The following is an 11,323-nucleotide window of genomic DNA, read 5'->3' as shown; positions in this document are numbered from 1 at the left end:
GTGAGTCCCCGCGAAGGCGGGGGCCTCATGCCACTGGCGCTCCGCCGATATCCTGAGGTCCCCGCCTTCGCGGGGACTCGGAGAAGGCGGCAAGGTCGGCTATCCTTTCTCCCACAGCAGAGGGCTGCTCGGAGGACATCATGCGGGTTTTATCGCTTCTATGCCTGGCGGCGGCCGCCTGCGCGCCGGTTGCGGGCGCTACGCCCACTGGCGATGGCGCCGCGCTGTTCGTCGCCAACAAGTTTGGCAACTCGCTGTCGAAGATCGACCTCGAAAGCGGCGAGAAGGTCGCGCGGGTCGATAGCTGCGCCAATCCGCACGAGCTCGCCACCTCGCCCGACGGCACGCACGTCGCGCTCGCCTGCTATGGCGGCACAAGCGTCGATGTGTTCCGTGCGAGCGACCTCTCGCGGGTCAAGCGGATCGAGCTGGGCGAGAATGCGCGGCCGCACGGGATCGTCTGGCATGCGAACGGCGACCTCTATGCGAGCGCCGAGGGGCGCCGGTCGATCTTCTGGATCCGCAATCCGCTGAGCGAGAATGCCGAAACCTTCGAGCTCTCGACCGGGCAGGAAGGCACGCACATGCTCGCCGTCGCGCCAAATGCGCGGCATGCGTGGACGGTCGACATGGGATCGAAGACCGTCACGCTGGTCGACCTGTTGACCCGCCGCGCGCCACGTTCGGTCGAAGTCGGTATCGAGCCGGAAGGGATCGATCTCGCGCCGGGCGGCGAGACGCTGTGGGTCTCCGCGCGCGGTTCGGACAAGGCCTTCGCGCTCGACCCGCAGACGCTGGAAGTGCGGCACGAGGTCGCGACCGGCGACTTCCCGCTGCGTCTGGCGATCCGCCCGCAGGGAGACGTTGCGGTAACGTCCAACCTAGCCGACGGTTCGCTGACGGTGATCGATCTGGCCGCGGCGCGTGCGGTGCGTACGATCACCGTCTCCGGACGCGAGGAGGCCGAAGCGCGCCAGCAGGTCACGATCGTCTGGTCCGAAGACGGGGAGCGCATCTACGTCGCCGAGACGGGGAGCGACACGATCGCCGAAGTCGACTTCGCCAGCGGCAAGGTGCTGCGGCGGCTGGTCACCGGCGACGGGGGCGACGGGCTGGCGATCGTCGGTTGAGCGCGAAGAAAGAGCCGCTGCCGGCGGTGGGTTGGCGCGAACTCGTCGCGCTGCCCGAGCTGGGCCTCACGGCCGTTCCGGCCAAGATCGATACCGGCGCGCGCACCTCGTCGCTCCACGCGACCGTGCTCGACCGGTTCGAGCGCAATGGGCGAAACTACGTACGCTTTGCGGTCGATTTCGGGCGCCAGCACGTGCGCCAGGTGTGCGAGGCGGTCCAGGTCGACCGGCGCGGGATCACCAGCTCCAACGGCGAGACGCAAATGCGCTTGATCGTGAAGACGCCGATGCGTATCGGCGCCGTCGAATTCCGTGCCGAGATCAGTCTTGCCGACCGCTCGGACATGCAATTTCCCCTGCTGATAGGCCGCACGGCACTCCGCCGCCGGTTCGTCGTTGATTCGGGCAGCTCATGGCTCCAGTCGCCAGGGCGCATGCCGAGGAAAGATCGCGTGCCATGAAGATCGCCATGCTTGCCCGCAACCCGAACCTCTACTCGCACCTGCGGCTGGTGGAGGCGGCGGAGGCGCGGGGGCATGCGCTGGACGTGCTCAACACGCTGCGCTGCAACGTCCAGATCGCCTCGCACCGGCCCACGGTGACCTACAATGGCGAGACCCTGACCGGCTACGACGCGGTGATCCCGCGCATCGGCGCCTCGATCACGCACTACGGTCTTGCGATCCTGCGCCAGTTCGAGATGAGCGGCGTCTGGCCGCTCAACGAAAGCGTCGCGATCGGCCGCAGCCGCGACAAGCTGCGCTCGATGCAGATCCTCGCCAAGCACGGGCTGGGTCTGCCGCTGACGGCCTTCGCGCACGATCCCAAGCAGACGAGCGAGATCATCCGTGCGGTCAAGGGGCCGCCGGTGGTCATCAAGCTGCTGGAAGGCACGCAAGGGATCGGCGTCGTCCTCGCCGAGACCGAGGCGAGCGCCAAGTCGGTGATCGAGGCCTTCCGCGGCGCCAACGTCAACATCCTTGTGCAGGAATTTATCAAGGAGGCGGGCGGCACCGACATCCGCGCGCTGGTGATCGGCGACAAAGTCGTCGCCGCGATGAAACGCACCGGTGCCCCCGACGACTTCCGCAGCAACCTCCACCGCGGCGGCAGCGCGGAACTGGTCCGGATCACGCCCGAGGAACGCTCGACCGCCGTGCGTGCGGCCAAGCGCATGGGGCTGAACGTGTGCGGCGTGGACATGCTGCGGAGCAATCACGGGCCGGTGATCATGGAGGTCAATTCCTCCCCGGGTCTGGAAGGCATCGAGGCCGCGAGCGGTAAGGACATCGCCGGAATGATCATAGATTTCATTGCCGCCAATGCACAGGCGGGCAAGACGAAGACCAAGGGGAAAGGCTGAGAGTGCGGGCGCCGGCTGATCTTCAGTCCTGAGAGCTCATCCAGCTTCTAATGGGATGTGAACCTCCTCCGGTTCTACTGCCCGCTCGCTCCGATCCGCAGCACCTTATGCAGGACGAAGGCGATCGCCGCGCCGAGGACCAGGCCGAACAACGCGGAAAGTCCGGCAAAGGTGAGCCAGCCTGCCGCGCCGGCCAGAGCGCCCGTCGCTGCTTCGACGCCGTGCCGGATGTCCTCGACCAGGTGCTCCGGCTGCGCGATCCCGAGCTGCGCCAGGCCGTGGAGGACGATTCCCCCGCCGACCCATAGCATCGCCACCGTGCCGATCAGCGATAAGGCCGTGAGCAAACGAGGCATCGCGCGCAGCAGGAACCGGCCGACGGTTTGCGCAAGGGCAGAGCTCTTCTCGGACAAGTGCAGGCCTACGTCGTCCATCTTCACGATCAGCGCCACCGCGCCGTAGACCACGAACGTGATTGCCACGCCGACGAGCGCGAGCACGCCCGCGCGGACGAGGAAGGTTTCGACCGCGACTTCGTTGAGCGTGATCGCCATGATCTCGGCCGAGAGGATCAGGTCGGTCCGGATCGCGCCGGAAACGCGCTGCTGCTCGAACGCGGCCGGATCTTCGATCGGATCCTCCAGCGTCTTGCCGTGCTTCTCGCCGCCCAGCTTCTCCATCACCTTCTCGGCGCCCTCGTAGCTGAGGTAGCCGCCGCCGAGCATGAGAATGAAGATGATCGCCGCGGGCAGGAATTCGCTCAGCAGCAGCGCGCCGGGGAGCAGGATCAGCAGCTTGTTCTTCAGGCTGCCCTTGGTGATCTTCCAGATGATCGGCAGCTCGCGCGCAGGCGACAGGCCGGTGACGTAGGACGGGGTCACCGCCGCATCGTCGATCACCACGCCGGCGGCTTTCGAGCCGGCCTTGCCGGCCGCGATACTGACGTCGTCGATGGAGCCCGCAGCGGCGCGCGCGATCACGGAAACGTCGTCGAGAAGCGCTACCAATCCGCCGGGCATGGAATCTCCTGTTTCGCAGCTTTACGCTGCCCTGCCGCCTCCGTTCCTGCCGCACAAGCCCCAGCTATGCCTTGCATTCTGCACCGATGCCGCTATGTGCGCGCCTTCCCTGCGGCCGATCCAGTCGAACCGGTGGGAAATGGAAGAAAGCCGGAGGGGCCCCGCAATCCCGCGGATCAGCCAGCGATCGGCATTACAGAGTGAAGGAAGCGAAGCATGGCTCTTTACGAGCATGTCTTTCTCGCGCGTCAGGATCTGAGCCAGAGCCAGGTCGACGCGCTGGCGGCAGCCGCCACCGAAATCGTAGAGAAGAACGACGGCAAGGTCACCAAGACGGAGACCTGGGGCCTCAAGTCCCTCGCCTACAAGATCGACCGCAACCGCAAGGCGCACTTCGTGCTGCTCAACATCGAAGGCCCCGGTGCCGTGGTGGAAGAGCTCGAGCGCCAGACCCGCATCAACGAAGACGTCATCCGCTACATGACCATCCGTGTCGACGAGCACGAGAGCGGTCCGAGCGTGATGATGCGCAAGAACGAACGCGACCGGAAGCGTCGCTCGGAACGTGAGGAGCGCGACTGATGGCCCGCCCGTTTTTCCGCCGTCGCAAGTCCTGCCCGTTCGCGGGCAAGAACGCGCCGACAATCGATTACAAGGACGTCCGCCTGCTTCAGGGCTTCATGTCCGAGCGGGGCAAGATCGTCCCCAGCCGCATCACCGCCGTCAGTGCCAAGAAGCAGCGCGAGCTCGCCAAGGCGATCAAGCGCTCGCGCCAGATCGGCCTGCTGCCCTACATCGTGAAGTAAGAGGAGACAGAACATGGACATCATCCTCCTCGAACGCATCGGGAATCTGGGCAACATCGGCGACGTCGTTTCCGTCAAGGACGGCTACGCCCGCAACTTCCTGCTGCCGCAGAAGAAGGCGCTGCGCGCCAACGAGTCGAACAAGCAGGTCTTCGAAGCCAACCGCGAACGCCTGGAAAAGGAAAATGCGGAACGTCGCGGCGATGCCCAGACGCAGGGCGAGAAGGTCGACGGCGTCGAGATCGTGCTGATCCGCGCCTCGTCGAACGCCGGCCATCTCTACGGCTCGGTCAACGTGCGTGACGTCGTCGCCGGTCTGGCCGAGAAGGGCCACGAGATCGACAAGCGCCAGGTCATCATGGGTCACCCGATCAAGACGCTCGGCATGCACGACGTCACGATCGCGCTGCACCCGGAAGTCCACGTCACCGTGAAGGCGAACGTCGCCCGCTCGGAAGACGAGGCCGAACTGCAGCGCCAGGGCGTCGACGTGCTCGCGCAGATCTTCGCCGACGAGCAGGCCGAGATCGAGGAAATGGCTCAGGCCAACGCCGTCGATCCGACGCTCGAACCGGGTGAAATCCCGGCCGACATGCTCGAAGGCCCAGCCGAAGGCGAGGCTGCGGACGAAGCCAACGGCTGATCCGCACCGACAGGACAAAAGAGGGCGCGGCCTGCGAGGGCCGCGCCTTTTTTTGTGCCTGACGCGGAGGCGCTTGCGGCAACAAACTCTGGGATGAGGAAGGTCTTGAAACCCGGCCTTGACCGACACCCTTGACCAGAGGGGGACTTGGAATCGCCATCCAACAGGCGCTAATGGCCATCGATGGAATCACCCGAGAAGATCATCGAAGACCTCACCCGCCTCTATGACGAGGCGGTCGAACGCCTGCGGGCCGACATCATCGCTTTCGGCCGCGAGGGCACCCTGCCGAAGCCGGAGAAGCGCAGCGACGGCAGCTATGCCTATCCGGAACTGCGCCTGCGCTTCCGCGGCGGCGCCCGGCCGGAAGACCGCAGCCGCGCCTACGGCCGGCTCAACGCACCCGGCACCTACACCACCACGGTCACCCGTCCGCGCCTGTTCGCCGATTACCTCAGCGAGCAGTTGCGGCTGATCACCAGCGATTACGACGTCGATCTCGAAGTCGTCCCCTCGCGGCAGGAGATCCCCTTTCCGTATGTGCTCGACGGGGAGGCGGGGGCGGAGCTCGCCGGGATCAGCCCGCAGGAACTTGCACGCCATTTCCCCTCGACCGAACTGGCCGACATCGGCGATGAGCTGGCCGACGGGATCGAGCTCGGCGCGCCCGGTGATCCGATCCCGCTCTCGCTGTTCGACGGCCTCCGGACCGACTTCAGCCTCGCACGGCTCGCGCATTACACCGGCACCGACCCGGCGCACTTCCAGCGTTTCATCCTCTTCACCAACTATCACCGCTACGTCGACGAGTTCGTCGACTGGGCGGGCGAGCAGCTCGGCAACGACGAGTGCACCGCGCTCGCGGGTGCCGGCGGGCTCTACCTCGAGACGCCACGCCAGAATGCGCGCTCGGAGCTGTCGGACACTGCATGGCGGCGCCACCAGATGCCGGCCTACCACCTGATGGGGAAGGACCGCGGCGGGATCACTCTGGTCAACATCGGCGTGGGCCCTTCGAACGCCAAGACGATCTGCGACCACCTCGCCGTCTTGCGGCCCGAGGCGTGGCTGATGATCGGTCACTGCGGCGGCCTCCGCCCGAGCCAGAAGATCGGGGATTATGTGCTCGCCCACGCCTATCTGCGCGACGATCACGTGCTCGATCCGGTGCTGCCGCCCGAGATCCCGCTGCCCGCGATCGCCGAGGTGCAGCAGGCGCTTGCCAAGGCGGCCGAGGAAGTCAGCGGCACCCACGGCGCGGACCTGAAGCGCCGGATGCGCACGGGCACCGTCGTCACGACCGACGACCGCAACTGGGAGCTGCGCTATACCCAGTCCGCCCGCCGCCTCTCGCTCAGCCGGGCGGTCGGGATCGACATGGAAAGCGCGACCATCGCCGCGCAGGGTTACCGCTTCCGCGTCCCCTACGGCACGCTGCTGTGCGTCTCCGACAAGCCGCTGCACGGCGAGATCAAGCTGCCGGGGCAGGCGAACAAGTTCTACGAGGAAGCGATCGCCGCGCACATGCAGATCGGCGTCACGACCTGCCGCCTGCTGCGCCAGGAGGGCAATCGCCTGCACTCGCGCAAGCTGCGCGCGTTCAACGAGCCGCCGTTCCGGTGACGAATGCCGCTGCGGGGTCGGAAACGTCCGTGCGCTCGATCGGCATACGCCCCGCCGGGCCAGAGGACCGCCCGGCCATCTGGAGCGTGCTCGAGCCCGTGATCCGCGCGGGCGAGACGTACGCCTTCGACCGCGACATGAACCAGGAAGCGGCGCTCGCCTACTGGACCCGGGCGGATACCGAGACCTTCGTCGCCGAGGAAGAGGGCCGCATCCTCGGGACTTATTATATGCGCCCGAACCGGGCGGGCGGCGGCGGCCATGTCTGCAATTGCGGCTACGTGACCGCGGCCGATGCGGCCGGTCGCGGCGTCGCGCGGCTGATGTGCCTCCACTCGCTCGACCATGCGCGGGGCCAAGGCTACCGGGCGATGCAGTTCAACTTCGTCGTCAGCTCGAATGAGCGCGCGGTGCGGCTGTGGCAGTCGCTGGGCTTCGACATCGTCGGTCGCCTGCCGCTGGCGTTCGACCATCCGGAACTCGGATACATCGACGCTTTGGTGATGTTTCAGGCGCTCTAACGCGGGCGCCAGGGTCCGTCTGTTAGCCCAGCCGCTCCAGCAGTTCGCGTGCGAAAGTCGTCAGCGTGTCGTCGCGTGCGCCCATGATTACGATCCGGTCGTTCGGCTGCGCGAGGCAGACGATGCGGTCGCCGCAGGCCTTGCGAGTGGGGATGTATTCGGCATGACCGCCGGCGGCCTCGATCAGCCGCACGATCCGCTCGCTGCCTTCGCTGCGGTCGACGGTGCCGCCGAAATAGACTGGATCGCACAGGATCGTGCAGTCATCGGGCCCGAGCTCGCGCGCAAACGTTTCGGCCAGTTCGGTGCCCATCTGCCGCAGAGGGCCATAGCCGTGAGGTTGGAAGAATGCGATCACCCGCCCCTCGTGCGCCTTCAGGGTGCGCAGCGTCGCGGCGCATTTTTCGGGGTTGTGGCCGAAGTCGTCGATCACGGCGATGCCGGCGGCACTGACGCCGACGAGATCGAACCGCCGCGCGAGCCCCTTGAACTCCGCAAGCGCCGCAACCGAAGCCGCGACGGGCACGCCCGCAGCGGCCGCGGCGGCGATGGCCGCGAGGGCGTTCGAGAGGTTGTGCTTGCCCGGCATGGCCAGCGTGAGCGCGTGCTCGCTGCCATCGTGTCGGTCCACGATCATCGCGGCCTGCCGCAGCGGCCCTTCGGCGACCGAACCGGGCACGACGCCGATCTGCGCCTTCTCCTGATCGATGCCGAAAGTGATGACCTCGTTCGCGTGGGGGAGGAGGGCAAGCGCCTCGGCATCGTCGGCATTGATCACGGCGATGCGGCTGCGGGCGAGGAAATCGCCGAAGAGCTGGCGCAGCTCGTCCATTCCCTTGTGGTCGAGGCTGACGTTGAGCAGCACGCCGACCGCGGGCCGGTAAAGCGCGATCGACCCGTCGCTCTCGTCCACTTCGCTGACGTAGATGCTGCGTCCGCCGACGAGCGCGCTGGCGTTCGGGCGTCCGGCGGAGACGAAGTTCTTCATCACCGCGCCGTTCATTACCGTCGGATCGCGGCCCGCGGCGTGCATGATCCAGCCGAGCATGCCGGTCACGGTCGACTTGCCGCTCGTGCCCGCCACCGCGAGGCCGGCGCCGCTGGTGTTGAACAGGATCGAATTGAGTTCGGCCCGCGACATCCTGAGGCAGCCCAGTTCCTTGGCTCGTACCACTTCAGGCACGGTGTCCTCGATCGCGGCCGAGGCGACGAGGATCTGCTCCGCCGACACGATCCCGCTGCCGTCCTGCGGATGGAGCGCGACGCCCTGCGCCTCGATCGCTGCGAACTTCTCCGGCGTGCGGCCCTGGTCCCGACTGCGGTCGCTTCCCGCGATCTCAGCGCCGCGCCCATGCACGATCTGCGCGAGCGGCAGCATGCCGGACCCGCCGATCCCGCAGAAGAAGAACGGGCGGGCGAAGAGTTCGTCGGCTGTGGGGATATCGTCCATTGCCCGCTGCGTATTCAGTTGTGCAGGCGGACACAAGCTCGCTAGGTCGTGTGCATGACACGCGTTGCCATTTGCGCCCCCGGAAAGCCGCTGGAGCGCGAGCATGCCGATGCTGTGCTCGCGATCGCGGAGGAGTTCGAAGGCGTGGAGCTTCGGTTTCACGAGCAATGCTTCGCCCGTCACGGACACTTTGCCGGCGACGACGAGGCGCGGCTCGCCGCGCTGCTCGACTGCGCGAACGATCCCGCGGTGGACGCCGTGTGGTTCGCCCACGGCGGCTATGGCTCGAACCGGATCGCGGCCGAGGCGGTCTCGCAGATGGAAGCCGCGGCGCGCGGCAAGCCGTTCCTCGGCTACTCCGACACCGGCTACCTGCTGGCGGCGCTCTATCGTGCCGGGATCGGGCGCCCGGCCCACGGCCCGATGGTTGCCGACGTGCGGCGGGAGGGCGGCGCGACGGCAGTGCGGCGTGCGCTGGACTGGCTAGCCGGCGGTGACGTGGGGCTCGAAGGGAAGCTCGACGGGCGGCCCGCTACGGCGTTCAACCTGATGACTCTGGCGATGCTCTGCGGCACCGACCTGATGCCCGATCTCGCCGGCCACGTGGTGATGGTGGAGGAGGTTTCCGAGCATCTTTACGCCGTCGACCGGCTGTTCTTCCACATCAGCCAGCACTTGCGCGGAATCGCTGGCCTGCGCCTGGGGCGCGTTTCGGAAGTTCCGGAGAACGACCGGCCGTTCGGCGGAAGCGCGGAGGATATTGCCGAGTACTGGTGCGCGAAGGCGGATATCCCCTACCTCGGCCTCGCCGATATCGGGCACGACGCCGACAACAAGATCGTGCCGTTCGGCCTTGCGGGCGGCGCCCTGCGCTCATAAGCCGCGCCGCCGAAGGAGACTGACATGCGTGCATTCGTTTTTCCCGGACAGGGGAGCCAGAAAGTCGGCATGGGTGCCGAGCTCGCCGACGCCAGCGCCGCCGCGCGCGAGGTGTTCGAGGAAGTCGACGAGGCGCTGTCGCAGGGCCTGTCGAAGATCATGCGCGAAGGGCCGGAGGACGCGCTGACGCTGACCGAGAACGCGCAGCCGGCGATCATGGCGAACGCCATTGCGACCCTGCGGGTACTGGAGCGCGAATTCGGCGTCGCGCTGGCGGGCAAGGGCGATTGCGTCGCTGGCCACTCGCTCGGCGAATACACCGCGCTCTGCGCCGTGGGTGCGTTCTCGCTGGCGGATACCGCGCGGCTGCTCAAGCTGCGCGGACAGGCGATGCAAGCGGCTGTGCCGGTGGGCGAGGGCGCGATGTGTGCTCTGCTCGGCGCCGACCTCGAGAAGGCGCAGGCGCTGGCCGAGGCGGCTGCAGAAGGCGAGGTGTGCCAGGTCGCCAACGACAACGATCCGGGGCAGGTCGTGCTCTCGGGCCACAAAGGCGCGATCGAGCGCGCGGTCGGCATGGTGAAGGAATTCGAGATCAAGCGCGGCGTGCTGCTGCCGGTCTCCGCGCCGTTCCACTGCGACCTGATGCAGTCCGCGGCGGACGCCATGGCCGAGGCGCTGACGAAGACAGCGCCCGGCGCTTTCACTCTGCCGCTCTACGCCAACGTCACCGCGGCGCAGGTGACGGATCCGGCAGAGGAGCAGCGGCTGCTGGTCGAGCAGGTCACGGGCCGGGTCCGGTGGCGCGAAAGCGTGCTCGCCATGCGCCGCGCCGGCGTCGAGCAATTCGTCGAGTTGGGCGGCAAAGTCCTCGCCCCCATGATCGGCCGGATCGACAAGGAAGCCCGGACCACCAGCGCCATCACCATGGCGGACATCGAAGCGCTCGCGAAGGAGATCGGATAATGTTTTCGCTCGAAGGAAAGACCGCCCTCGTTACCGGCGCCAGCGGCGGGATCGGGTCGGCGATTGCCTATGCGCTGGCACGCCAGGGTGCACGGTTGGCGCTCAGCGGGTCGAACAGCGCAAAGCTGCGCAGCTTTCGTGAGCAGATCAACGAAGAGGTCGGCGGCGACCATGTCGAGATAACCTGCGATCTTTCGAACACGACGCAGGTCGAGGAGCTGATCCCCGCAACGGTCGATACACTCGGCAAGATCGACATTCTGGTCAACAATGCCGGGGTGACGCGCGACAACCTCGCCATGCGGATGAAGGACGACGAGTGGGACGCGGTCATGCGGATCAATCTCGAAGCCGCGTTCCGTCTGATGCGTGCTGCCGCACGGCCGATGATGAAGGCGAGGCACGGCCGTATCGTCAGCATCACGAGCGTCGTCGGTGCGACGGGCAATCCGGGCCAGATGAACTACGCCGCGGCCAAGGCGGGGCTCGTCGGCATGTCGAAGAGCCTCGCGCAGGAGCTTGCGAGCCGCGGGATCACCATTAACTGCGTCGCCCCCGGCTTCATCCGCACTGCGATGACGGACCAGCTTCCCGATGCGCAGAAGGACGCGCTCAACGCCCGCATTCCGATGGGACGCATGGGCGAGGGCGAGGACATCGGCGCGGCGGTCGCCTATCTCGCTTCGGACGAGGCAACCTATATCACGGGGCAGACCTTGCACGTGAACGGCGGCATGGCGATGATGTCCTGACCGCCGGCCGGCACGCGACGTAAGCCCCGGATCACGGATTTATCCCCAAGGAATCGGCGCGCAGGGCCATTCGTTCTTGCCCCGTCACGCCTCGTCACTAAGGATAATCGCCACTTTCCGGCGCTCGCGGGCGATTCCGGCCCCGAACCTTTCGGCGGGCGCGCATGGGGGAAT

Annotated in this window: 13 protein-coding genes; 11 read left to right on the top strand and 2 right to left on the bottom strand. The window is 66.9% G+C overall.

Annotated features, from left to right (window positions below):
- Window positions 1-140: 140 nt before the first annotated feature.
- The 3 genes from AC3A5N_RS13360 to rimK are packed head-to-tail and all read left to right on the top strand — an operon-like array spanning window position 141 to window position 2,493.
- Window positions 141-1,130 carry a YncE family protein gene (locus AC3A5N_RS13360; protein WP_487737813.1) on the top strand — a complete coding sequence of 330 codons (990 nt, stop codon included), beginning with the start codon at window positions 141-143 and terminating at the stop codon, window positions 1,128-1,130.
- The gene (locus tag AC3A5N_RS13355; RefSeq protein ID WP_487737812.1) at window positions 1,127-1,591 is read left to right on the top strand and encodes an ATP-dependent zinc protease family protein; all 465 of its coding nucleotides are present in this window, start codon (window positions 1,127-1,129) and stop codon (window positions 1,589-1,591) included. Before AC3A5N_RS13360 ends, AC3A5N_RS13355 begins: the two co-directional genes overlap by 4 nt.
- Window positions 1,588-2,493, top strand: a complete 906-nt coding sequence (rimK, locus tag AC3A5N_RS13350; protein ID WP_487737811.1) for a 30S ribosomal protein S6--L-glutamate ligase — start codon at window positions 1,588-1,590, stop codon at window positions 2,491-2,493. Before AC3A5N_RS13355 ends, rimK begins: the two co-directional genes overlap by 4 nt.
- Window positions 2,494-2,567: 74 nt before the next feature.
- Here rimK and AC3A5N_RS13345 read toward each other — a convergent pair whose 3' ends face one another.
- Window positions 2,568-3,512, bottom strand: coding sequence for a DUF808 domain-containing protein (locus AC3A5N_RS13345; RefSeq protein ID WP_487737810.1), 945 nt, complete (start codon window positions 3,510-3,512; stop codon window positions 2,568-2,570).
- A gap of 216 nt (window positions 3,513-3,728) precedes the next feature.
- On the opposite strand from AC3A5N_RS13345, the gene rpsF reads away from it, so the two are divergent.
- The 5 genes from rpsF to AC3A5N_RS13320 all read left to right on the top strand — a co-directional run bounded on the left by rpsF (window position 3,729) and on the right by AC3A5N_RS13320 (window position 7,105).
- Complete coding sequence (gene rpsF, locus AC3A5N_RS13340) at window positions 3,729-4,094, top strand: 30S ribosomal protein S6 (RefSeq protein ID WP_487737809.1); 366 nt, start codon at window positions 3,729-3,731, stop codon at window positions 4,092-4,094.
- The gene (gene rpsR, locus AC3A5N_RS13335) at window positions 4,094-4,318 is read left to right on the top strand and encodes a 30S ribosomal protein S18 (RefSeq protein ID WP_487737808.1); all 225 of its coding nucleotides are present in this window, start codon (window positions 4,094-4,096) and stop codon (window positions 4,316-4,318) included. The genes rpsF and rpsR overlap by 1 nt, the downstream gene beginning before the upstream one ends.
- Before the next feature lie 13 nt (window positions 4,319-4,331).
- Window positions 4,332-4,961: a 50S ribosomal protein L9 gene (gene rplI / locus AC3A5N_RS13330; protein WP_487737807.1), complete on the top strand. Its 630-nt coding sequence runs from the start codon at window positions 4,332-4,334 to the stop codon at window positions 4,959-4,961.
- A gap of 183 nt (window positions 4,962-5,144) precedes the next feature.
- Complete coding sequence (locus tag AC3A5N_RS13325; RefSeq protein WP_487737806.1) at window positions 5,145-6,584, top strand: AMP nucleosidase; 1,440 nt, start codon at window positions 5,145-5,147, stop codon at window positions 6,582-6,584.
- Entirely contained in the window at window positions 6,581-7,105 is a 525-nt protein-coding gene (locus AC3A5N_RS13320) for an N-acetyltransferase family protein (protein ID WP_487737805.1), read from the top strand. The genes AC3A5N_RS13325 and AC3A5N_RS13320 overlap by 4 nt, the downstream gene beginning before the upstream one ends.
- A 22-nt stretch (window positions 7,106-7,127) precedes the next feature.
- On the opposite strand, the gene AC3A5N_RS13315 is transcribed toward AC3A5N_RS13320, so the two are convergent.
- Window positions 7,128-8,555, bottom strand: coding sequence for a glutamate ligase domain-containing protein (locus AC3A5N_RS13315; RefSeq protein ID WP_487737804.1), 1,428 nt, complete (start codon window positions 8,553-8,555; stop codon window positions 7,128-7,130).
- Window positions 8,556-8,609: 54 nt separating this feature from the next.
- Here AC3A5N_RS13315 and AC3A5N_RS13310 point away from each other — a divergent pair, with 54 nt between their 5' ends.
- The 3 genes from AC3A5N_RS13310 to fabG are packed head-to-tail and all read left to right on the top strand — an operon-like array spanning window position 8,610 to window position 11,149.
- Window positions 8,610-9,434, top strand: a complete 825-nt coding sequence (locus AC3A5N_RS13310) for an LD-carboxypeptidase (protein ID WP_487737803.1) — start codon at window positions 8,610-8,612, stop codon at window positions 9,432-9,434.
- 24 nt (window positions 9,435-9,458) lie between these two features.
- The gene (gene fabD / locus AC3A5N_RS13305) at window positions 9,459-10,397 is read left to right on the top strand and encodes an ACP S-malonyltransferase (protein ID WP_487737802.1); all 939 of its coding nucleotides are present in this window, start codon (window positions 9,459-9,461) and stop codon (window positions 10,395-10,397) included.
- Window positions 10,397-11,149 carry a 3-oxoacyl-[acyl-carrier-protein] reductase gene (fabG, locus tag AC3A5N_RS13300; RefSeq protein WP_487737801.1) on the top strand — a complete coding sequence of 251 codons (753 nt, stop codon included), beginning with the start codon at window positions 10,397-10,399 and terminating at the stop codon, window positions 11,147-11,149. The genes fabD and fabG overlap by 1 nt, the downstream gene beginning before the upstream one ends.
- Window positions 11,150-11,323: the final 174 nt, after the last annotated feature.

It is taken from the genome of Pelagerythrobacter sp. Soil_C_18 (genome assembly GCF_057657235.1).
Note: the sequence above shows the minus strand (reverse complement) of the source record. Positions and strands in the feature narration are given on the sequence as shown.

Coding starts and splice junctions, on each gene's coding strand:
- fabG (WP_487737801.1), top strand. CDS start 10,397: ATGTTTTCGCTCGAAGGAAAGACCGCCCTCGTTACCGGCGCCAGCGGC.
- AC3A5N_RS13310 (WP_487737803.1), top strand. CDS start 8,610: ATGACACGCGTTGCCATTTGCGCCCCCGGAAAGCCGCTGGAGCGCGAG.
- rpsF (WP_487737809.1), top strand. CDS start 3,729: ATGGCTCTTTACGAGCATGTCTTTCTCGCGCGTCAGGATCTGAGCCAG.
- AC3A5N_RS13315 (WP_487737804.1), bottom strand. CDS start 8,555: ATGGACGATATCCCCACAGCCGACGAACTCTTCGCCCGCCCGTTCTTC.
- rimK (WP_487737811.1), top strand. CDS start 1,588: ATGAAGATCGCCATGCTTGCCCGCAACCCGAACCTCTACTCGCACCTG.
- rpsR (WP_487737808.1), top strand. CDS start 4,094: ATGGCCCGCCCGTTTTTCCGCCGTCGCAAGTCCTGCCCGTTCGCGGGC.
- rplI (WP_487737807.1), top strand. CDS start 4,332: ATGGACATCATCCTCCTCGAACGCATCGGGAATCTGGGCAACATCGGC.
- AC3A5N_RS13325 (WP_487737806.1), top strand. CDS start 5,145: ATGGAATCACCCGAGAAGATCATCGAAGACCTCACCCGCCTCTATGAC.
- AC3A5N_RS13360 (WP_487737813.1), top strand. CDS start 141: ATGCGGGTTTTATCGCTTCTATGCCTGGCGGCGGCCGCCTGCGCGCCG.
- fabD (WP_487737802.1), top strand. CDS start 9,459: ATGCGTGCATTCGTTTTTCCCGGACAGGGGAGCCAGAAAGTCGGCATG.
- AC3A5N_RS13345 (WP_487737810.1), bottom strand. CDS start 3,512: ATGCCCGGCGGATTGGTAGCGCTTCTCGACGACGTTTCCGTGATCGCG.